The sequence below is a fragment of the Streptococcus sp. sy018 genome, from assembly GCF_007859185.1.
Lineage (GTDB): Bacteria > Bacillota > Bacilli > Lactobacillales > Streptococcaceae > Streptococcus.
Window position 1 is genome coordinate 132,957 of record NZ_VOHN01000001.1, and the last position, 24,044, is coordinate 157,000.

Sequence of the window (24,044 nt, forward strand, 5' to 3'; positions counted from 1 at the left end):
TCGTTCAGTTGTATTACTTTAATACTCATAATATCATTTGTTCCATAATATAGATAATACCTATCACCACAGGTTGAGGTGGGTAGTTTGCTTATGAAAATCTAAAACTATTTGATACATTGTAATTTTAAAAAGCCTTGTTTTTCAAGGCTTTTTGTTATATAGAGAGGAAATATCAGAGTAAGAGCAGTAGTTGAGAAAGTAGGTTTGATAGCATTATGATAGGGGAGTTTTTTCACAGAAGAGATGTTTTAGTGTACAGGAATATCTTTTTATCAATTAGCCTCACGCAGAGTTTAGGTTTAGAAAAATCAGTAGATATTGATAGATACAAACAAATGATTAAACGCCCTTGATATTGAGGGCGTTTTTTTATGTATGGAATTTAATAAAATTTTTGATTACTAAATAAGGTGGTATGACAAGTCATTAGATAATGGTTTGAAAGTTTAGATTAAAATTTTTAGACTGGACAAAAATTGTCCAGTCGTTATTGTAAACTGAGATTATCAATATAATATAAGAGGTATTAAACATGAAATATTTTCAAGTTGAGCTTACAAATCCTGATGAATTTTTGAAAATACAAACAGAAAAGTTTGTGGCAGATAATCGTTGGATACTTGTTAAAGAGAAAGAGACTTATTATCTCATTTCATGTGACGATTATAGTTATCAAGAAATGAGTAAGAAATTCAAACTGATTTTTGATAATAAGGTGTCTCTTAATAAGCTAGAGGTATTAACAGAAAACGATTTTTTAAAAAAGATTGAGAAAAGTCATCAAGGTGAGTTGGTTAAATTTTTACTTAATAATGGTGATAAAGTTTCAAATTCAATACTGAAACCTAAACTGGAAAAAATGGAAGAACTGGATAGTGTGACCGGTCTAGATGATTTTAAAAGTGCAGTACAAAATTTAGTCTCCTATTTATCATTTCAAGAAGAAATAAATAACGAAGAAGAGCAACAACATTTTTATATTTTTGTAGGTGAGCAGGGTTCTGGTCGTAGGTTTGCTATTCAATTTTTAGAAGGTTTATTTGCTTTGAATGCGGTTGTTGTTAATTGTGATCAATATTTCCTTCCCCAAATAACAGCTAAAGACTTTCCAGTAACCTATGACTATTTGTCAGCAAGACCAAGAGCAAAACTTGATTTTTTTAAAAATTTACGAGAACAAGGTAGGCATACACTAGCTATCTTTATGGTCAATGATAACAAAGAAGCAAAAGCAATTGAAAAAGAATTGTTAGACATAGCCTATAGAGTTTCAATTGTTTCGTTTCCAGAGTATAATCAAGACGAACTTTTTGCTATTGGTAGAAAGTTGTTAGACAAGCAAAAAATTCGAGTCAACGAAGAAAATTTTAGAATGTTACTAAGCAAAAAGTCATCTGTTCAAAACGCTAAAGATGTTAGGCATTTAGTTCAAGAGATTGTTGAGTTCGCTATCCAATCAGGCTATGATTCGTCTTTGGGGACAGAGGTAAGTCTAGATAATTTCTGTTTGGCGTCCTCAAATAGTATTAGTCAGAAAAATTCAGCGGAAGAAACCTTGCAAGAGATGATTGGTTTGACAGCGGTTAAAAGTTTATTAAATCAGCAGCTTGCTTTCAATAAAATTAGTAATCTGAGAAAGAAACATGGCATTACAGACAAGACAAGTAACCATCACCTTATGTTTACAGGAAATCCCGGTACAGGAAAAACAGAAGTGGCACGACTTTATACCACAATTTTGCATAATAATAATCTGATTCAAGAAAATAAGATTATTGAGGTAGGACGTGCAGAATTGGTTGGTGAATATATTGGTCAGACAGCTCCTAAAATTAAGAGAGTATTTGATGATGCGAAAGGAGGTGTTCTCTTCATAGATGAAGCCTATAGCTTAATTCCCCGTACTAAGAGAGATTACGGACCTGAAGCAATTGCAGCTATTATTCAAGAAATGGAAAATCGGAGAGATGAGGTGCTTGTTATCTTTGCGGGCTACGAGGACTTGATGAAAGAATTTCTTACCACTAATCCTGGCTTATCTTCACGCATTTCTCAGGAAATAAGATTTGAGGATTATTCTCCAGAAGAACTCTATGCTATTTTTGAACTGATGTTAACAAAAAAACATTATCAGTTGACTGAGGAGTGTAAAGCTACGTTAAATCGTCACTTTTCTGCTTTAAAAACTGACAACCATTTTGGGAATGCTCGCTATGTACGTAAACTAGTTGAAAAAGTTACTTTCTATCAAGCACAGCGAGTTGTTAATGAGGAGGCTAATCAATTATCAAATTTGGAAGTTTTGAGTCAAGTAACACTTGAAGATATCGATAAAACTTTGGAAGATTTTGAGACAAAACGTCAGATTTCAAGTCCAGTAATTGGATTTGGCAGATAAAAGGAAGTATTGAATTTGGACTATTAGAAATGTTATAATATCTTAAAGAATTGAGGGAAATATGAACGATCAAGAACGTCTATTAACGATATTTTTACGTTTACAATCAGGTGCCCACTTGTCAAAACTACAGTTGGCAGATGAGTTTGGTGTCAGTGAGAAAACGATACAGAGAGATTTTTCGCTTCTTGGTAATTTCTTAGAAACACAGCCAGTAGTTGCAGCTGAACTGGCTTATGATAGAAAATACCACACACGTTATTTGAAAGGAAAATCTTTATTTAATAAAAAAGATATTCTCGTCATTTCAAAGATTTTACTGGAAAATCGTTCGCTGAATGAAGATGAAAATAAGAGTTTACTAGATAGTTTGCTAGCCTTAGTGTCAAAGGAAGAACAAAAAGAAATCTCTAAGATTATTGCTAGCGAGCGGTTAAACTATGCACCGATATCAGATACTCAAAATCGTATTGATAAAATTTGGGAGTGGTCAGAAATGATTCGAAAAGAAATGGTGTTAGATATTCATTATCAGTCGCCTTATAATTCCAGAAAGAAACACACTATTTTTCCTGTGTCACTTTATTATGATTTGCACTATTTCTATATCGTCGCTTATAATTTGAGCTTTGATTCTTATATGACTTTAAAATTAGATAGAATTTTAGACTGGAAACTATCTAAAGAGAGCAAACCGACGTTTTCCTATGGGAAAAGGTTTCGAGATGGCGATATGAGAAACAAGCATGTGGATTCATTTCTGGGAAGAGAGTTCACCGTTAGAGTTCAATTTGCTTATGATCCGATGATTTTGCTTGATCAGTTTCCGACTGCTCGGATAATTGAGCATACAGAAAAAGGTGTTCTTATTGAGTTTGAGAGTCAGGATACACCAGGTTTGAAACGATGGCTGTTGGGTCAAGGCGATGCATTGAAAGTCATATCTCCTAAATCTTTAGTTAGTGAGATGAAGAAGATAATAAAGAACATGCAAGAAAGTTATGATAAATAGAGCAGCTATTATTAAGGACAAAAATATAATCAAAAATCTCACTGAAGAAATTGTAGATGCTCATAGGTTAGATTCAATAAATAAAAGGTAATCTTCATGATGGGACTCTATGATAGCTTAAATGTGTACTAGCTCAACAGATATAATACGTTTATTTGCAAGTTGGTGGTTTTGTTTTGAAACAAAATATATTAAATATTAAAAATGTGGAACGTTAACTAATTGTTCAAAATGTCAAATTCCAAAGGCAATAAAGATTACATAACCAAGTATTTATTATTAAATTAAAAGTAGGAGTTCTTATCATGGCAAACTATGTTTATCAACAAGTGATTTGTTCCAAAGAATTTTTAGAGAAGTATTTACTTGACTATTATCCTATCGGAGATCAAAGAAGAGATCCGCCATATATTAGTTTCAACAAGATTGTTGGTGTGAGAGATATTGGCGAATATAGAGAAAAATATGGAGAATATATTTATTATGGATATGGCTTTACTTATCGTGAGCGTGCAGATGGTCGTTATACAGTCAAGTTTGCGACAAAAAGAGATTATCCCATTCCTGCCATTGAAAAATCAATCCAGTTAGATCATCAAGTTAAATGGTATGCAGTAGAAGAAAGTTGTATCTATGTATCGAGATTTGAATGGCGAAATGGTATTCAAGAAAGGGTAGTTTTACTTGATGAGTCATTTGACGATTGGTATGGCGTGGAAGAAACAAATGAACTAGGAGATACTCTAGAAGATTGTGATCATTTGATTTGGTACTATTTAGCTGAAAAATCTGTAACTTGGCAAGTTAAACCGTAATGATAGTGGAATTAGAATTATTGTTTAGATTTGGAGGAAGAACTGATGAACTATATTATTGTAGTTTATTCTATCTTTTTAATAATTTTATCTTGTTTTGGATATAGAAATAATCTTGGAGTATCAATTATGTCAATACTTATAAGCTTATTTTTATTTGTTTCGGCACTGTTCAATGTATTTTATACAAATAATTATTTGAAATTACTGACAGCAGTTCTTTTGATATTACTATCAGTAGGTTTATTCTACGATAGGAAAAGAAGTGGAAAAAAAATCAATTATCATCATCATTTAATCAGGCTTACTTTTCATGCGTTACTAATTTATTATTTATTGTTAGGGTAAGTTTTAAGAAAGAGAATTTGATGGCTATGTATTTTGGACCATAGAAGGATCTTATAGATTGTTTTTGTTAAGCAAACATTCACTTGATTATTGGTATTTGGTAATTGAGACTGGTGTGAATACGATGATGGTTTTAAGGGTTGATTCTTTGAGTGAATGGAAAGTTTCTTGATTTATAAATTCTAGTTTGAAGAAACGATAAGTACTCTCAGCTATGACATTATCAAGTTCCGTATGTTCCAATCAAAGTGGGAAATCTTGATATTTGTCAGAGTATAAGGAGGAGATGATGAAAAAAATCTTACGAAACAGATTATACATGAAAATTTTAATGTCAGATTTGGTATCCAATTTTGGCGATGCCGTGTACTATCTCGCCTTGATGACCTATATTACTGAGATTAAGAATGGTAGTTTGGCCGTATCTGCTATCAACCTTTCAGAAACCTTGCCGATATTGTTTACCATACTGTTTGGTTTTCTGGCAGATAGAACCATGAATAAGGTCGGGATGATTATTAAAACCTTATGGCTAAGGATGTTATTGTATCTGGCAGTTGCAGTTGCCATGACCTTCCAACCGTCTTTAGTGATTGTTTTATTTGCTAGTTTGGTGAATTTCGTGTCGGATATTTTAGGGCAGTATGAAAATGGTTTGTTTTATCCAATTTCTAATCAAATCATAGATGAAGCAGATAGAGAAGAAGCGATTGCTTTTAGGCAAACACTAACGTCAACTTTAGCTATTATGTTTCAAGTTACAGGTGTTCTCTTGCTTACTCTTATAAGCTATGCAAGTTTAGCCATGCTCAATGCCTTGAGTTTTTTATGCAGTCTTTTGATTATCTTATCGGTAAAAAATCAACTGACTCATGCTTCTAGTGAGAAAAACTTGAGTGCAATCAAATTAAATACCATCGTTTCGGACTTGGTGTTAGATTTGAAATTATCAGTTAGGCAGTTGTTTTCAATAAAAGACATGAAAAGTGTTTTGCTGACGATTCCGATTCTCAATGGAAGTTTAGCCATTACGACTTCCTTAGTGGTCATCAATCTCTCTCAGACGCCTACTTTGATTTTGTTCAATAAGGCTACAACCATTTCACTTTTGGGGATAAGTACTGTTTTAGGTGGGATTTTAGGTGGAGCTTTAGTTTTGACAAATAATTATTTCAAAGGTCTGTCCATATCAACCCTATTAAAAATCAATCTTTTCTTCGTCGTAGGCTTCTTTGCGGCACTTTATTTGCAAAATATAGTTGGCATTTTACTCATGTCTTTTCTGTCAAGCCTGTTTGTGAGTGCCTTAAACCCCAAAATGGGAGCACTCGTTTTCAATAATATTGAAGAAGATAAATTGGCGACAATCTTTGGTGGTATGGTAACCTATTTTCAAGTTGGGGATATTATTTCAAAATTATCTTTTTCGATTCTAGTTTTATACTTATCTTCGCAACAGATTAGTATTGTTTATCTTTCAATTCTTTTAATGGCTTTGTTTTATCTCTTTTCTGATAAAAAATCAGTGCCCAAATGATAAGAACAGTTTCATGATATAATAGTAAAAAAGTGGATAAGGATGGCATAATGAAAGAGGCAGAACGTATTTTGATGATTTTTCTACGCCTTCAAGCAGGCGAATATTTAAGTAAATCACAATTAGCTAGAGAATTTGGTGTCAGTACAAAAACCATACAGAGAGATTTCTCCTTTTTAGAAAATTTTATTGAGTCCCAGTCTTACTTTTCTGGGGAGCTTATCTATAATCACAGTAACCATAAAAGACAACTGAAGAAAGCGTCCCAATTTAATAAAAAAGAGATTCTCGTTATTTCTAAAATTTTGCTAGAAAATAGAGCCTTAAATAAAGAAGAAAACAATGCCTTGTTGGATGGCTTGTTAGCCCTGCTTTCTAAAAGTGACCAGAAAGAAATTGAACAAATCATAGCATCAGAAAAATTGAATTATGCTCCTTTACAAGACCAGCAACATCGTATTGATAAGGTTTGGATTTTCTCAGAATACATTCGTCAAGAGCAGATGATTGAATTTGACTATGCTTCACCGTATAGTAAAAAGGTAAAGAAACACACGGTTTTGTTATCATCTCTTTATTATGATGATCATTATTTCTATCTAAAGGGATTCGATATGGAGAAAGAGAAATATCTGGATTTTAGATTAGATCGGGTGCAGTCGTGGCAAAATTCTGATGTCGATAAGCCCAAAATAGATTATCGTCATCGTTACAAAGATGGCGAACACCGAAACCTGAAAGTTGATGCTTTTTCAGGTAAACCTATGACTTTTACCATTAACTATACAATCGATAAAAATATTATTTTGGATAAGTTTCCTAATGCCAAAGTAGTCAAAGAAGATGATAAGGGATATGAAATTGTTATTGAAAGTCAAAATACGCTGGGTCTGAAAAGATATATTATTAGTCAGTTGGATGTTTTGACGGTCTTATCACCTCAATCTTTTGTTGATGAGATCAAAGATATGTTAGAAAAAATGCAAAAAAATTATGATTAGGTAAAGCGTGGACGTGAGATGTCCACGCTTTGTTTTATAATTGACTTATCAAACATAAAGGAACAAGGATAATGCAAGAAAGACAAACAACGATTTCACATAAATTTAGCAGACAGTTAAAGGCTGCGATGGTCAAATTAGAAGACTTAGTTTCTCATAAATCATATAAGGTTATCGAAACTCAAGATATCATGATGGCAGTGTTGTCAGTTGTTGACACAGGTTTTGCTTATGCTCTGGGTTATCATTCGCTGACAAGAACTAAGCTACAAACAGAACTGGATAAGAGTGTTCTTGTAGAAGAGCGGACTATTTTTGATATGACTGATGAAACGTTTGAAGGGTATCGAAAAAAGCAAGAAATTAAAAAGCAAGTGATTCAAACTCCAGTAGAACTTATTGTCGAAAAATCATCTGATTGTTTTTTGGCAGAGTGTGACAGCTACCCTATATCAGAGTATGTGAAACAGATTTTTGATTTCGCAGAAGAAATGCGTCAGCAAAATGCCCCAGATGGTGTCATAGATTCTTACTGGTTATTGGTTGGTATTAGCCAGTCATTTGCCACCAACGCTTACCATATTATTTACAAACAGCATCTATTGACTGGTGATAATGTTTATAGCGACCAAACCTTAGATGCTATCTTCACGTCAAGAAAGTATAATTACAGAGAATTTACAGATGGTAAGGCAGAAAAAGAACGAGGGTTGAAGAACCGAATTGCTTCGAATATTTCAAATAAACTGTCTGATCCCAACTATTCTTTACTTCAGGATATTGCGACAGATATTACACTCAAAGCGAAAAATTCAGAGCTGATGGAAGTCATTGGTAGGGATGACGAAATTAGAAAAGTAGAGATTGCCCTAACTCGTCGAGATAAGAATAATGCTGTCTTACTTGGAGAAGGTGGTGTTGGTAAGTCGGCGATTGTGGATGGGATAGCTATGAGAATAGCAGCTGGTCAGGTGGCTTCTTTAGCAGGCAAACGAATTTTACAATTTAGTCTGAATGATTTATATGCCGTTTTATCTGGCGATTACAACAAGGGAATTTTACGATTTATTGAAGAAATGAAACGTGAAAAAGATGTCATCTTATTTGTTGATGAAATTCACATGTTAGGTCGTGTGAAATATTTAACAGACGCCTTTAAGCCAATCATGGCAAGAGGAGATTTTAGAATTATTGGTGCAACGACACCTACAGAATGGGATGTGTATCTTTCAGATGACTCTGCCTTGGTTCGACGATTTGAACAAGTGATTGTTGATGAGCCTAGTATTGATGCGGCCATTACTATTGTTAAAAAGGCATCCCCTGTGTATGAAAATTTTCATCGTGCTAATTTTGAAGGCGAAAGTATTGAGTTGGCTGTCCGTCTAGCTAAAAAGTATTTGCCTAAGGAAAAACTCCCAGATTCTGCTTTTACCGTAATTGATAATGCGGGAGCTATGGTCAGGATTGAGGCTGAGCAAGGCGTGGATATATTGGAAGAATACCAAAAGCAAGTCGATGAACTGAAAGCGAAACTGGAGGCTGCTCAAGCGATTGAATATAATGAAGTTGAAGAAAATAGGATTCGTCAAGAACTAGACAAACTGGTGAGTGAATTTCAGAAATCACGCAATAATCTTACGCCACAAACTTATTCTTTAAAAATTGATGAAACAGTTATTAAAAAGGTGATTGAGCAAAAATCAGGTCAGATAGTAAAACCAGAAGATATGATAGTTGGTAAATTTGCAGAAGAACAGGAGCGAATTCGACTGTCCAAGTTGAAAGAAACCTTAGCACAAAAAGTCATTGGCCAGTCGGCTGCGACCGATGTGGTTGCTGAGGCAGTTATTCGTGCTAAGACAGGCTTTAGAAATCCTAAACGTCCAGTAGGTGTCTTTCTCTTTCTTGGAACTAGCGGTGTGGGTAAAACAGAAACGGCTAAGGTTCTGTCTGAGGAGTTGACAGGTCATAGTCGCGAGTTGATTAGATTTGATATGTCTGAATATCAGCAGGAACATGAAGTATCCAAACTAATCGGCTCTCCTCCGGGTTATGTTGGTTATAAAGAAGGTGGTCAACTCACCTCTGCAGTTCAGACCAATCCTAACTCAGTACTTCTTTTTGATGAAATTGAAAAGGCACATCCTAAGGTCTTTGACTTGATGTTACAGGTGTTTGATGATGGTCATTTGACAGATAATAGCGGTCGAAAAGTTGATTTTTCAAATACCTTGATTATTTTGACCTCCAATCTAGGTTTAGCTGCCTTGAAACAAGATAAGACAGTGGGATTTGGTCGCAAACAATCATCAGAACTTGAAGAAGATAGTATTCGTCAGCACATGATGGAGGCTGTTGGGCAGTTTTTCAGACCAGAATTGTTAAATCGAATTGATGAGATTGTAACGTTTAAGCCGTTTAGTGAGGCATCACTTTTGAAAATCACTAAATTATTACTTGACCAAGAAATTGAGTTAATCAAAGAACAAGGTTATCATCTAGAGTTTACAAAAGGAGCGGTAAAGTTAATTGCAAAATTAACCTATGATCCTAAAAATGGTGCCAGACCAATTAAGCGAGGAATTTCAAAATTAGTTGAAACGCCCTTGTCAGAAAAAATCATTCAAGGCTTGGTCGATAAAGGAGATAAGTTGCTAGTTGGTGTCAAAGGTGATGGGCTAAGCTTTAAAATTATCAAAAAAGAGAAAGAGGAGGGATAATATGGGATTGTCTCATGCTCCTGATTATATTTGTAGCGAGCACTTTTCAGACAGAGCTTTGGAAAGATTTGGTGTTGACTCGGACAGGCTGGATAAGTGGGTTGCTCGGCAAATCGGTAGTTTAACCTTATACTCAACTGAAACCACGTCTTCGCCTGATGTGAAAAAATATGTTTCAGATGATGGTATTATCTTTGTTTGTGATACGGTTAACCGAACTTTTGTCACTTGTTATGAAGCTAATGATATGCTAGCAGAAGGGCAGAAGATAACTATTCATGAGTATAATGTGGAGTTGTTTTCTAAGGAATTGACCAAGCTAGCTCATAAATATCGGCTTAAAGATTCTCAAGAAATGTTACTCAGCACCAAGGAACATTTAGAAGCATTTTACCAATTGGCTCATACCTTGATGGTTGGAAGGTTGACGGAGAAAAATTATCAACTATTATCTCAACTCATCGATGAATACCATGCTGTGAAAGCAGCGATGAAAGTTATTGAGCAAAAACGTGGAGATTTCAAATGCTAATCAGGTAGATGCCCTTAGTTGCTGAAATAATTAAAAAAATGATAAAATTATTTAAATTAAAAAATTAAATACAAAGGAGAAATAAAATGAATACAATTGATCTTAAACATAGTTATGAAGTAGAATTTGCAAAATTAAATCCGAAGCAAAAAGAAGCGGTTGAAACAGTTGAAGGTCCAGTGATGGTGATCGCTGGTCCAGGTACTGGTAAGACCCAGATTCTTTCTAGACGTGTGGTCAATATCTTGTTAAATCATAATGCGAACCCAGAAGATATTGTGTGCTTGACTTATACAGAAGCAGGAGCTTCTGAGATGTTGGATCGTTTGGAAAACTTACTTGGAGAGAGTGGAAGAAATGTTAGAGTGTCAACCATTCATGCTTTTTGTAGTGGATTGATTCTTGCCAATCCTGATTATTTTGAGAATCAGCCCAAAGTTATCTCCACTGCTGCCCAGTATGAAATTCTTAAAGAGATCATGGATGAGCATATCCAAGAAGGAGATGTACTCTATGAGAAGCAAACTTCTAAAAGATATTCATCAAAGGAGCGGTTGCTTGATTTGTTTTCAAGGATGAAACGCAATAATTTTAATGAAGATACGTTAAAAAATGAGATAACAAGCTATGTAGAGCAAATGAAAACATCCAGAGGAGAGGGAGAGTTTGATGGATTAGGTTATAAAAAAAGTGATAAATTAACTGCTAAAGGTGAAGCCTTAAAAACACGTTTAGAGAAGTCAATAGCAGGAGCTAGGCTCAATGAAATTTATATGGAAAAGCTAGCTGAGAAAAACTATTTTGACTTTGATGATATGATCCTATGGGTCAAAGCCTTGCTTGAAGAAAATACAGCCTTTCAACAGTTGGTTTCAGCTAGTATTAAGTATTTATTTGTTGATGAATTTCAAGATTCATCTGTTCTGCAAAATGAACTAATTGATTTATTAGTAGCCGGTCAAGAAAATCCTAATATTTTCGTAGTTGGAGATGATGATCAAAGTATCTACCGTTTCCAAGGAGTCAGTGCGACGAATATCGAAGATTTTAGTAAGAAATATCATCCAACTGAGATTGTGCTCGAAGAAAATTATCGTTCTTCTCAGGTGATTATTGATGCTGCCAAAGAGCTTATTCAAAACAATCCAAGAAAGGATAAGCAATTACGAGCAGCAGGAGCTAATAGAGACTACCTTCAAAAAGCACCAACCTTGACAAAGTATGAAACAGAGACTGCTGAAATGTGTGGTGTTCTAAATGATGTCAAAGAACTAATCGCACATGGTGTAGCACCCAAGGAAATTGGTATTATCTATGGCCGTAATAACTATGGAAAAAAATTGGCGAAACTGTTTAGACAGCAAGGCATTCCTGTCCATATTAAGATTGATGACGATTTATTTGCAGATGCGTTCTTTATCAAACTGTATTCGATGTTAAAATATCTTAATCGTCCAACTGCGAGTATGAGTGACTTTAGAAAACTGCTTTACTTTGATTTCTTCAATGTTTCACTAGAAGAGTTAGTCAACATTCGAGATGTCAAAACTAAAGAAGACCTGTCATCTCCTAATATTTTAACCATTTATAAAGAACTAGAAACCTTACGACAAAAAATTCTACGAGCCAAACAACCCCTTTCACCAGTCTATATTCTGCAACAAATCATAAAAATCTGTCACATCGACACCTATCTCATGCAATCATCTGACAAATATCATTTAGTGTCTGTTCTAACAACGCTTTATGAATTGATGCAACTCACACCAGAAATTAGTCTAGCCGAGTTTTTAGGTCGGATTACAGGATTACAGGAAATGAAGGTAGCCTTGCCGATTAAGAGGCTTGAAACAAGTCCAGATAATTGTGTCAATTTGATGACTGCTCATGGTTCAAAAGGGTTGGAATTTGATCATGTTTTTATGGTTAATTGTAATGATAAAAAGAACGCGAGATGGCCAGGAGGAGAGAATCGCTTTAGTAGTTTTACTTATCCACCTAGCCTGAGTGGTAAGAAAGACAATGAGGCAGAACTTAAAGAGCAAGAAAATCGTCGATTGTTCTATGTAGCGATGACCAGAGCGAAAAAAGAATTAAACATTTCCTATAACAATACTGGCACACATACACATTTTATTGATGAGTTAAAAGATTATTTAGTAGAAAGAACTGCCGTACCGGTGACTGAAGAGATGTCCAATCAGATTGAAATTAGTCTTCCAGCCTTAACTGACCAGGTGCGAGAAACTATTACTTCAAACTTTAGTTTAAGCGTCAGTACCCTTAATAGTTTTTTGAAATGCCCACTTAGTTTTTATTTCAATAAAGGCCTTAGATTTTCAACTGAAAGTAATGAAGCCTTGGTGTTTGGAAATATTATCCATAGCACTCTAGAAAGTATCTATGTTTCAGACGGTGATGACTTGTCTGATTTATCTCCAAAAACCATTCGCTCTAAAGATGAAACCCTCAAATATTTTGAAGAAATTTTTGAACGTGAGTCACATCAGTTGCCAAGCAAGCGTACTTGTCAGGAAAATTACAAACGTGGTATTTCTATTATCAACAATTTCTATCAGGCAAGTGACTATCTGAAGTCTGGACATGTTGCTATTGAAAAAAATATTGCTCATATTAAACTTGGTAATATCAAAAACACCAGTGTTGATTTGACCGAGGTGGCTGATTTTGAAATCAATGGTAAGATTGATAAACTTGAAATTGACGGTGATGTTATTCGTGTGATTGACTATAAAACTGGCAATCCAGGTAAGGCAGAGGAGAATTTATCTGGACCAAGTGAAGAATCTCCAAAAGGAAAAGATTATTGGCGTCAAGCGGTATTTTATTACATCCTTTTAACGAATTCAGATATCGATGTGACAGGTAAAGAGATTCAAGTACGTTATGTCTTTGTTGAAGATGAGAAAGACTTGAGAGGATTTTCTGAAAAGGATTGTTCTATTTCAGAACAAGATGTGGACTTCCTTTTAGAGCAAATCAAAACGACACTACTTGAGATTAAGGCTGGTGATTTCACTACTGGTTGTGGTATTTTGGAAGAAGATAGAAATAAAGATATTTATCTATGTAAGTATTGTACTCAAGCAAGATTGAATATGCAGCCATTGGATAACCGTGAGGCTGTTGAACTTGCAAGTTATGATCAAGCAGTGAAGTCATTTAAGACCTTGAGTGTTAGCAATCTCAATCATTATCGTCATTGTTCTAATAGTTTTTATTTTGATCATGTTTTGAAACTGACAACGGTTGCTGGGTTAAAACCAGCAGCAAAAGAATATGCTAGTAAGATTGCTGCTAAACATGCTCCAACAGGTCATGTATTTGGTACCGTTATGCATGAAACACTAGAACATATTTATCGTGATCATCTTGATTTAGCGGCTGCGATTGGAGTATTTGACGAATCTCTTAGTCGTCATGAATCTAACATCATTGATACCATGAATGCTAGTGACATGAAAAAATATGGTCATCAACTGCTTAATAATTTATTTGATACTTATATTCCAAATAGTTGTAAAGACGTTGAGTTAGAAAAAGAAATCCAAGTTACACTTGAAGATAACTTACAAATTAACGGTATTATTGATAAACTAGAGTTCGATGGTGATATTATTCGAGTAGTTGATTATAAAACAGGTTCTGCTCAACATGGCATCGAAGAGTTAGAAACTGGTGGTGACTATTGGCGTCAAGCAGTCTATTATAATATCTTGCTTGAGGAAAGCACAGCTATTGATACAGGTGGTAAAACGATCGAAACACGCTATATTTTCCTAGATGATGATCGTCAAGAAACAGGTTATTCAATTCATGACTTAACTGTCACATCAGAAGATATTGAGCTAGTGAAGCAAGACATTAAAGACTTTTGGCAAGCTATCCGTAAAGGACAATTTAAGAATGGTTGTCAAAAAGATGATTGTGATTTCTGTAAATTAGGTTGTTATGTAGATTTTGACTTGATTTCTAGCAATCGAAGCAACTAGACACACAAATTATCTAAAAATAAGTAGGTATAGATAAGTACCTGCTTTTTTAATTTTGGTAATGTCATAAGTAGCTCTTAGTAATCGGATGAATTTTGTCTATTTCAGACTAAAAACACGATAAAATCATGAAAAATATAAAAAAACATTGACAAAACATCTGATGAATTGTACAATAAAGATACAACGAAGCGCTTTCAAAAATGTTGTGGAACCATTAAAGAAAAAACAGGAGAATTTGATATGGATAAAACAGTTGAACAAAGAACAGCTGATGTTACCTATAACCGAGCAAAGTTGTGGCAGATTATTTTGTTTGCAATGAATAACACCTCAACTAATATTTATTTGGTTGCGTTTAGTTTTGTAACATATTTTTCAACGGGAGTTCTTGGACTAGCAGTACTTTTTGTTAGCCAATTGATGGGTTATATCCGAATATTTGACGGTTTCATTGATCCAGCTATCGGTGTTTTGATTGATAAAACAGATACCAAGTTTGGAAAATATCGTCCCATTTTGTTGTTAGGAAATGTTATCACTGCCCTATCGTTTATTTTCTTATTTAATATTCATAACTTTGGAAGTGCATTGACAATGCCTTTGTTTATGGTTGCTCTAATTGTCCATAAGATTGGTTACTCTTTGCAACAAACCATTACTAAAGCAGGTCAAACTGCTTTGACAAATGATCCTAAACAACGTCCGATGTTTAATATTGTAGATGGGATTATGTCTGCCTTGCTATTTTCAGGAAGTCAAATTATTATTTCTGGTTTTCTAGTTCCAAAACATGGTGGATTTACTGAAAGTTTCTTTACAGAATTGATGTTTGGCGTTATCGTAATTTCAGCAACATTAGCTGTTTTAGCAACAATCGGAATTTGGCAAAAAGATAATAAAAAATTCTTTGGTTTGGGAGAAGAAAAAACACAAAAAACAAGTCTTAAAGATTACTGGAAAATCATCAAAGGGAATCGTCCTTTACAAGTTTTATCACTATCAGCAGCACTTGTTAAATTCGTCGCTCAATTGTTCAATGATTCTGTTATTGTTGTGATGTTATTCGGTGTTTTGTTTGGAAATTATGCTCTTTCAGGGATTATTTCAGGTTTGATGGTTATCCCAAATATCTTGGTCATTGTATTTGCTTCAATGATTGCTCGTAAAAAAGGATTGCGTAGAGCCTATATTGCATCATTACAAATTGGAATCGTTGTGATGTTTTTACTAGGTGCATTGCTCTACTTTGGTGATATTGGTTCTCTTAATTTGGTAAAATGGAATCTATATAGTATTGCTTTTGTTGTACTTTATGCCCTACGTTATTTTGCCAATGCTCCTGCTGGTTTAGTTTTAACAATGGGAGCAGACATCTCTGACTATGAAACTTCTGTATCAGGCCGCTATGTTTCAGGTATGATTGGAACAATCTTTTCGTTAACAGATTCAATTGCTTCTTCGTTTGCACCAATGGTTATTGGTTTTGTCTTGGCAGGTATCGGATTTGCTAAAGAATATCCTACTGCAGAAACTCCACTAACACCAACTTTGAAAGGAGCTATCATCACTTTAATGGTCATTATTCCTTTGGTAATGTTAGTCATTTCTTTACTATTGATGAAATTCTATAAACTGGACCAAGTGACTATGGCACAAGTTCAAGAAAAAATTCATGTGATGAAAGCAGCCAGAGATGAAGATCGTGTTAAAGCGATCGCAAAAAATGTACCATTGTCAGATATGGACTATGTTGATGTCACTAAATATGAAGTTAAAGAATAACATATGGTTTAAGATAGCCTAACCTGAAAGTTAGGCTTTTCTCGTAGGAGGTTAGAATGACAAAAATTATCGGTTTAGGGGAGATATTATTAAGGCTATCTCCACCAAATTATCAAACTATTATTCAAGCTAGTCAGTTGGAATGTCAATTTGGCGGTTCAGAGTTAAATGTCCTAGCAACGTTAACACAACTAGGGCATCAAACGGCTTTGATTTCAGCTCTTCCTGACAATGAATTAGGAAAAATGGCAGAGCATTTCTTATTTGCTCGTCAGATTTGCCAAAATTATATTATTAAGAAATCAGGACGCTTGGGACTTTATTACTATCAAAAAGGCTTTTCTGTTCGGCCTAGTCAAGTGATTTATGATCGTGAAAGCTCATCTTTTTCTCGTAGTTGCTATGATGACTACCAACTGGAAGGGGTATTTGATAACGTTGATTGGTTTCATGTTAGTGGGATTACTGCAGCCTTGAGCGAAGAAACTTATGAGTTGACCTATCGTTTGATGTCTTTGGCTCAAGAAAAGAATGTAAAAGTGTCTTTAGATTTGAATTATCGAGAGACTTTGTGGACGTCATTTCAAGAAGCACGGGAAAAATTATCCCCTTTGTTAAAGTTTGCAAATGTTTGTATTGGTTTAGAACCGATTCTGTTGTTAAATGAACAAGGACAGGATTTGAAAGATGTGTGGAACTTGAGACCTCCATATCAGGATACAGAGAGCTTGTTGAAGGTGCTAGAAGCAATTAAAACCCATTATCAACTGGATGTGATTGCATTTACTCAGAGAGAAATGAGCTATTCCAACGATTATCAATTAAAAGCATTTTTATATCAAGGAAATACTTTGTATCAAACGAGTAAAGAAAGGATTCAAGTTTTGGATCGCGTTGGAACTGGTGATGCGTTTACAGCCGGTATTATACATGGTTGTGTTAATGATTTGCCTGAACAAAAGATATTAGACACTGCTATGGCTAGCTTTGTTTTTAAGCATACTATTGAAGGGGATGTCAATATGATAACATCTTCTGAGATTGAGCGTTTAGTAAGGCATGAATCTCATGAAATTAAAAGGTAATATGTGGAAAGGAAGTTACTTATGTTATATCCAATCAATACAAAAACGAGAACAATTCAAAGTTTGAATGGTGTTTGGCGTTTCAAGCAAGGAAATCATGATCCAGAGACTGTTTTAGATAGCAACGAAGTGATGGTCGTACCAACCTCTTTTAATGATGTCATCGTTGAAAAGGACAAACGCTCTTATATTGGTGATAGTTGGTATGAGGTAGATATAGTTATACCAAAATTGGAAGATCAAGAAGAGTTGGCTCTTCGTTTTGGCTCGGTTACTCATCTTGGTAAAGTTTATGTTAATGGAAAATATTTGGGAGAGCATAAAGGTGGCTATACACCATTTGAATTCTCTATCCCAGAAGAATTTTATCAAGAAGATAGTGTTCGTTTAACAGTTTGTGTCAATAATGAGTTGAATTATACGACTTTGCCAGTCGGCAATTATGTTGAGGAAGTTCAAGAAGATGGAAAAATTCATAAAAAAGTTCTAGAAAATTTTGATTTCTATAATTATGCTGGTATTCATCGTAATGTACATCTTATAAAACGTCCTAAAAATCATATCAAAGACATTGTAATTACTAGTCAACTATCTGATGATTTGTCAGAAGCTAAAATAGATGTTACAGTAAAAAGTGTAGAAGTGGTAGATAGGATTTCTGTTTCCATTTTTGATGAACAAAATCGTCTAGTCGGTAAGTCAGAAAATGGTTGTATTGTGTTACAACATCCTAGACTTTGGGAAGTCTTAGATGCTTATCTTTATACTGCGCGGGTTGAGTTGTGGTTGAACGGCGAGTTGTTAGATACTTATACAGAACCGTTTGGGATTCGTAGTGTTAATGTTAAAAATGGACAATTTTTTATTAACAATAAACCATTTTATTTCAAAGGTTTTGGTAAACATGAAGATACTTATATCAATGGTCGTGGATTAAACGAAGCTGCCAACTTGATGGACTTAAATTTACTAAAAAATATAGGGGCTAATTCATTTAGAACATCACATTATCCCTATTCTGAAGAGATGATGCGTTTAGCAGATCGTATGGGGATTGTCGTTGTTGATGAAATTCCAGCAGTAGGTCTTTTTCAGGAATTTAGTGCCAGTTTGGATTTGTTAGGTAATGGAGAAAAACCAAAAAATACTTGGGAAGTTATGCAAACAAAAGCTGCTCATGAGCAGGTGATTGACGAACTAATTGCTCGTGATAAGAATCATCCGTCAGTTGTTATGTGGGTAGTAGCTAATGAGCCAGCTAGTCATGAAGTAGGAGCAAGGGCCTATTTTGAACCGCTAATTGAGCAAATGAAGACAGCTGATCCCCAACATCGTCCAGTAACCTTGGTTAATATAATGCTAGCAACACCTGATAAAGATGAAGTCATGGATTTGGTTGATGTTATTTCCCTGAACCGTTATTATGGTTGGTATGTACATCACGGAGATTTAGTAAAGGCTGAGCAAGGATTAAGAGAGGAATTGCAAGAGTGGCAGAGATTATATCCAGATAAACCAATTTTAATGACGGAATATGGTGCTGATACTTTACCTGGATTACAATCAATGTGGGATATTCCATATACAGAAGGCTATCAAGTGGATTATTATGAAACAAATCATCGAGTTTTCGATGAAATTCCAAATTTAGTGGGTGAGCAGGTGTGGAATTTTGCTGACTTTGAGACTAATGTTATGTTGATTCGTGTTAAAGGTAATCATAAAGGTCTCTTTTCACGAAATCGTGAGCCAAAACAAGTGATTCGTGAGATTAAAAAACGCTGGACATCTATTTCAGACTACCATTATAAATCAAAATGAGCTATAATGAGAAAGTAAGATAAGAGTCGTTAAATAAAGTTTACGTATATTCTATCTTAGTCCTTCTATATTCTATATAATGCTATCAAATAGAATAATTTATAGAGTAAGTGGAGGTATTCTATCTAGTCTGGAGGAGAATCGCTATGTCAAAACCTTTAGTTGAAAAAACGGCTCATCGCTTATTAGAATTGATTTTAGAACGTCAGTATGAAATTGGAGATAAGCTTCCTAATGAATATGAACTAGCTCAAGACTTAGAAGTAGGGCGTTCAACGATTCGAGAAGCTGTTAGGAGTCTGGCGACTCGGAATATTTTAGAAGTTCGTCAAGGATCGGGAACCTATATTAGTTCTAAAAAGGGAGTATCTGAAGATCCACTGGGCTTTTCATTAGTCAGAGATCGTGTTAAATTGACAACCGATTTATTTGAATTACGTTATTTACTGGAACCTAGAATCGCAGAACGAGTAGCAGAATTTGCTTCTGATGAAGACATTGCTAAATTGGAAGAAGTAGTTTATGCGATTGAAGAAGCTGTTCATAATGGTGACGAAGCTCATTTGGAATTGGATGTAAAATTTCATTGTATGTTGGCAGAAATGAGTGGTAATATTGCTATGACCAGTTTAATGCCAGTCATCAATCAATCGATTCATCTCATCAATGAAAATTACACGAATCGTCAGATGAAATCAGATAGTTTGAAAGCACATCGTAATATTTTACTAGCTATTAAGCATCGTCATCCTTTGGCAGCTTATGATAGCATGTTGTCACATATTGTTGCTGTTAGACAGAGTGTTTTGACAGAATGGTTTGATAAAGATTTAACCATGCATGAACTAGCTTCAAAAGAAAATTAAATCAAATAAATAGTGTTCTAAAGAAATAGAGCACTATTTATTTTTCTTTTTCTTGACAATTCATCAGATGAATTATATACTATAAATATATTGATAGCGCTTTTCAAAGAGGAGGACAAGATGTTAGAACAATTAAAGAAAAATTATTTTTTTGCAGTTATTCGTGGAAAAGATGAGAAAGACGCAGTTTTAATTGCCAGACATGCCGTTTTTGGTGGTATAAAAAATATTGAAATAACTTTTTCAACTCCTAATGCCGAAAAAGTTATTCAAGATTTGAATCAAGAATTCTCAGATGATTTATCTGTATTTGTAGGAGCAGGAACAGTTATGTCAACGGAATTGGCACAAAAAGCTATTGATGCTGGAGCTAAATTTTTAGTTAGCCCACATTTTTCAATAGACATTCAAAAATTAGCAGTAGCACAAAATGTTTTATATTTTCCTGGATGTGCTACAGCAACAGAAATCGCCTCAGCTCATGCTATTGGTTGTCCTATTATTAAACTATTTCCAGGAGGTGTTCTAGGGCCAAGTTTTATCAAAGATATCCACGGACCAATGCCTGATATTGATCTAATGCCTTCAGGTGGTGTATCTGTTGAAAATGTGTCTGCTTGGAAAAAAGCAGGAGCTTGTGCAGTAGGAATTGGCTCAGCTCTAGCTAGTCGAGTGGCTGACAGTGGTTATGAGAGTGTGACAGAAATTGCACGTTCTTTTGTGGAAGCAGTGGAGGGATGATATGACATTTAATGATGCATCTTTTATGTTAAAAAACAAACCAGCTCATCGCTTGTATCATCAGATTAAAGATTTGCCTATTTATGATTTTCATTGTCATTTAGACCCAAAAGAAATTTATGAAGATTGTGTTTATGAAAATATCGTAGATTTATGGTTGGAGGGAGACCATTATAAATGGCGTTTGATGCGAGTCAACGGTATTTCAGAAGAAGAAATTACTGGTTCAGCATCTCCATTTCATAAGTTCCAAGCATGGATTAAAACGGTCAGTAAGGCTTATGGAAATCCTTTATATCATTGGAGTCATCTAGAACTTGCAGAAGTTTTTGGTATAACTGAACCAATAGTAGAAGATAAGGTAGAAGAGTTATATGAACGCTTAAACTCATTATTGAAAGAAAAGCAAATTAGTCCAAGGCAATTGATTAAGGCAGCTCAGGTAACATTTATTGGTACAACAGATCATCCATTAGATGATCTAGAGTGGCATAAAAAATTAGCGGCTGATGAGAGTTTTGAAACAGTTGTGGCACCAACATTTAGACCGGATGAAGCTTTTATTGAACACCAGAATTTTAACAAGTTTATTAATCGGTTGTCAGAAAAGACTAATCGTCAGATTGATAGTTTTGACAGTTTAGTGGATGCTCTGGAAGAAAGAGTGGCTTATTTTGCTCAGGTAGGGTGTCTAGCAAGTGATATTAGCTTTACTGAAATTAGTTTTGAATTAGCAAGTAAGGAAGAATTAAATGAGTTGCTAACAGCTACTTTGGCGGGTCAGCAACCAGATATACTAGCCATTCGGAAATGGCAAACGGCAGTCTTTGTTGAATTATGTCGATTGTATAAACAATATGGATTTGTAACTCAGGTGCATTTTGGTGCGTTGCGTAATAATCATAAGAAGTTATTTAACCGTCTTGGTGCAGATGTTGGTGTGGATTCGATTGGTGATCAAAGTGAGTTAGCTATTCGGTTAAACCAATTATTAAACCATCTTGTACAAAAAAATTGTTTGCCGAAGATGATTTGGTATAATTTGAATCCAACTTACAATATTGTTTTATCAAATACTTTAGCTAATTTCCAAGCTAATGAAAAAGGGATTAAAAGTCAACTACAATTTGGAGCAGGTTGGTGGTTTAATGATACTAAACTTGGAATGATTGAACAGATGAATGCCTATGCTGAACAAGGATTGTTGGCTAATTTTGTTGGTATGCTAACAGATTCTAGAAGTTTCTTGTCTTATCAACGACATGATTATTTTAGAAGAATTTTGGCTTCGTATGTTGGACAATGGATAGCAGATGAAGAGGTGCCAGAAGATTATCAAGCGTTAGGGAAAATGGTGGAAGCGATTGCTTACCATAATGCAAAAGAATTTTTTGAAAGGTAATAAAGAGGTAGTGAAATGAAAATGTCTTTTCGTTGGTACGGGAAAAATGATCCGGTTACCTTAGAAGAAATTAAAGCAATTCCAGGAATGCAAGGAATTGTGACAGCAGTTTATGATGTTCCAGTTGGTCAAGCGTGGCCTTTGGAGAAAATATTAGAGTTAAAACAACTGGTAGAAGATGCTGGTCTTGAAATTACAGTGATTGAATCTATTCCTGTTCATGAAGATATTAAGCAAGGTAAACCGAATCGTGATGAATTGATTGAAAATTATAAAACATCAATTAAAAATGTTGGTAAGGCTGGGATACCAGTTGTTTGTTATAATTTTATGCCAGTTTTTGATTGGACACGTTCGGATTTGAATCATCCTCTTCCTGACGGTTCAACATCACTTGCGTTTTTGAAAGAAGATTTATTAGAAGTCGATCCAGTAGCTGATGATTTGAATCTACCAGGTTGGGATTCTTCTTACTCTAAGGATGAAATGAAGGCGATTATTGAAAATTATCGTCAAAATATATCTGAAGAAGATTTGTGGGAAAATCTTGCTTACTTCATTCAAAAAATTATACCAACAGCTGAAGAAGCCGGTGTCAAAATGGCGATTCATCCTGATGATCCTCCCTATGGTATTTTTGGATTACCACGCATTATAACTAATCAAAATGCAGTAGAGCGATTTCTTGATTTATACGATTCACCAACTAATGGTATTACAATGTGTGTTGGTTCTTATGCTTCTGAGCCCCAAAATGATGTGTTGGCAATGACAGAGTATGCTTTGAAACGTCAGCGTATCAACTTTATGCACACACGCAATGTAACTGCTGGAGATTGGGGATTCCAAGAAACTGCTCATTTATCACAAGCAGGTGATATCGATATGAATGGTGTAGTGAAATTGTTGGTAGAGTATGACTGGCAAGGTGCACTACGTCCTGACCATGGTCGTCGTATTTGGGGAGATCAAACGAAAACACCAGGTTATGGCTTATATGACAGAGCACTAGGAGCGACTTATTTTAATGGCTTGTATGAAGCTAATATGAAAGCGTTAGGAAAAAATCCAGATTTTGGAATTAAGGCAAAAACGGTTGGACAAAAGTAGGAGAAAATAAATGACAAAGGTAATTGAATTTAAAGATAAGGTTGTTGTGGTTACAGGAGCTGGTGGTATTATTTGTGGTTGTTTAGCTAAAGAATTTGCCAAAGCGGGTGCTAAAGTAGCATTATTGGATTTGAATGAAACTGCTGCTCAAGTCTTTGTTGATGAAATTATTAAAGAAGGTGGTGTGGCAAAAGCTTATCAAGCAAATGTTTTGTCCAAAGAAAATCTTGAAGAAGTACGTCAACAGGTATTAAAAGATTTTGGTCCAACAGATATTTTAATCAATGGAGCTGGTGGAAATAATCCTAAGGCGACAACTGATAATGAATTTCATGAGTTGAATTTACCAAGTGAAACAAAAACCTTCTTTGACTTAGATGAGGCGGGCATTCGTTTTGTATTTGATTTGAATTATCTTGGTACTTTATTGCCTACTCAAGTATTTACTCAAGATATGCTTGGACGTACAGGTGCTAATATTATCAATGTTTCAAGTATGAACGCTTATACGCCTTTGACTAAAATTCCAGCATACTCAGGAGCTAAATCAGCGATTAGTAATTTAACGCAATGGTTGGCTGTTCATTTTTCTAAGGTTGGCATTCGTTGTAATGCTATTGCACCAGGATTTCTAGTCACTAATCAAAACCATGCCTTGCTTTTTGATGAAACAGGTCAACCAACAGCGCGTGCTAATAAAATTTTAACGAATACGCCAATGGGACGTTTTGGTGAGGCTGAAGAGTTAGTTGGTAGTGTATTCTTTTTAGCAGATGAGTCTTTAGCAAGTTTTGTTAATGGTGTAGTTCTTCCAATTGATGGTGGTTTCTCAGCTTATTCGGGAGTTTGAGG

The 24,044-nt window shown here is 34.9% G+C and carries 16 protein-coding genes and 1 pseudogene; 16 read left to right on the top strand and 1 reads right to left on the bottom strand.

Annotated features, from left to right (window positions below):
• Window positions 1-535 precede the first annotated feature (535 nt).
• From FRX52_RS00695 to FRX52_RS00705, 3 genes are all read left to right on the top strand, one after another.
• Window positions 536-2,401, top strand: a complete 1,866-nt coding sequence (locus FRX52_RS00695) for an AAA family ATPase (protein ID WP_146538136.1) — start codon at window positions 536-538, stop codon at window positions 2,399-2,401.
• 61 nt (window positions 2,402-2,462) lie between these two features.
• Window positions 2,463-3,413, top strand: a complete 951-nt coding sequence (locus tag FRX52_RS00700; RefSeq protein ID WP_146538137.1) for a YafY family protein — start codon at window positions 2,463-2,465, stop codon at window positions 3,411-3,413.
• Between the two features lie 305 nt (window positions 3,414-3,718).
• Window positions 3,719-4,228 (top strand): hypothetical protein, encoded by a 510-nt coding sequence (locus FRX52_RS00705; protein WP_146538138.1) that lies wholly within the window; start codon window positions 3,719-3,721, stop codon window positions 4,226-4,228.
• 427 nt (window positions 4,229-4,655) lie between these two features.
• On the opposite strand, the pseudogene FRX52_RS00715 reads toward FRX52_RS00705, so the two are convergent.
• A pseudogene (locus FRX52_RS00715) lies at window positions 4,656-4,801 on the bottom strand (IS3 family transposase); the annotation flags it as partial.
• Window positions 4,802-4,865: 64 nt separating this feature from the next.
• Between FRX52_RS00715 and FRX52_RS00720 the strand changes: the two are divergent.
• The 13 genes from FRX52_RS00720 (at window position 4,866) to FRX52_RS00780 (ending at window position 24,042) form a co-directional block, all read left to right on the top strand.
• Complete coding sequence (locus FRX52_RS00720) at window positions 4,866-6,113, top strand: MFS transporter (protein WP_146538140.1); 1,248 nt, start codon at window positions 4,866-4,868, stop codon at window positions 6,111-6,113.
• Window positions 6,114-6,163: 50 nt separating this feature from the next.
• The gene (locus FRX52_RS00725; RefSeq protein ID WP_146538141.1) at window positions 6,164-7,114 is read left to right on the top strand and encodes a YafY family protein; all 951 of its coding nucleotides are present in this window, start codon (window positions 6,164-6,166) and stop codon (window positions 7,112-7,114) included.
• Between the two features lie 71 nt (window positions 7,115-7,185).
• Window positions 7,186-9,837, top strand: coding sequence for an AAA family ATPase (locus tag FRX52_RS00730; protein ID WP_186603303.1), 2,652 nt, complete (start codon window positions 7,186-7,188; stop codon window positions 9,835-9,837).
• Window position 9,838: 1 nt separating this feature from the next.
• Complete coding sequence (locus FRX52_RS00735; RefSeq protein ID WP_146538142.1) at window positions 9,839-10,369, top strand: hypothetical protein; 531 nt, start codon at window positions 9,839-9,841, stop codon at window positions 10,367-10,369.
• An 86-nt stretch (window positions 10,370-10,455) separates the two neighbouring features.
• Entirely contained in the window at window positions 10,456-14,382 is a 3,927-nt protein-coding gene (locus FRX52_RS00740; protein ID WP_146538143.1) for an ATP-dependent DNA helicase, read from the top strand.
• 243 nt (window positions 14,383-14,625) lie between these two features.
• Window positions 14,626-16,167 (top strand): MFS transporter, encoded by a 1,542-nt coding sequence (locus tag FRX52_RS00745; RefSeq protein ID WP_146538144.1) that lies wholly within the window; start codon window positions 14,626-14,628, stop codon window positions 16,165-16,167.
• Window positions 16,168-16,223: 56 nt separating this feature from the next.
• Window positions 16,224-17,252 carry a sugar kinase gene (locus tag FRX52_RS00750; RefSeq protein ID WP_146538145.1) on the top strand — a complete coding sequence of 343 codons (1,029 nt, stop codon included), beginning with the start codon at window positions 16,224-16,226 and terminating at the stop codon, window positions 17,250-17,252.
• Between the two features lie 21 nt (window positions 17,253-17,273).
• Entirely contained in the window at window positions 17,274-19,073 is a 1,800-nt protein-coding gene (uidA, locus tag FRX52_RS00755) for a beta-glucuronidase (RefSeq protein WP_146538146.1), read from the top strand.
• Window positions 19,074-19,219: 146 nt separating this feature from the next.
• A complete protein-coding gene (locus FRX52_RS00760) occupies window positions 19,220-19,939 on the top strand; it encodes a FadR/GntR family transcriptional regulator (protein ID WP_146538147.1) in 720 nt (239 codons plus the stop codon).
• A 120-nt stretch (window positions 19,940-20,059) separates the two neighbouring features.
• On the top strand, window positions 20,060-20,680 hold the full coding sequence (locus FRX52_RS00765; protein ID WP_146538148.1) for a bifunctional 4-hydroxy-2-oxoglutarate aldolase/2-dehydro-3-deoxy-phosphogluconate aldolase: 621 nt from the start codon (window positions 20,060-20,062) through the stop codon (window positions 20,678-20,680).
• A 1-nt stretch (window position 20,681) separates the two neighbouring features.
• On the top strand, window positions 20,682-22,082 hold the full coding sequence (gene uxaC / locus FRX52_RS00770; RefSeq protein WP_146538149.1) for a glucuronate isomerase: 1,401 nt from the start codon (window positions 20,682-20,684) through the stop codon (window positions 22,080-22,082).
• 15 nt (window positions 22,083-22,097) lie between these two features.
• Window positions 22,098-23,192, top strand: coding sequence for a mannonate dehydratase (gene uxuA / locus FRX52_RS00775; RefSeq protein ID WP_146538150.1), 1,095 nt, complete (start codon window positions 22,098-22,100; stop codon window positions 23,190-23,192).
• 10 nt (window positions 23,193-23,202) lie between these two features.
• On the top strand, window positions 23,203-24,042 hold the full coding sequence (locus FRX52_RS00780) for an SDR family oxidoreductase (RefSeq protein ID WP_146538151.1): 840 nt from the start codon (window positions 23,203-23,205) through the stop codon (window positions 24,040-24,042).
• Window positions 24,043-24,044: the final 2 nt, after the last annotated feature.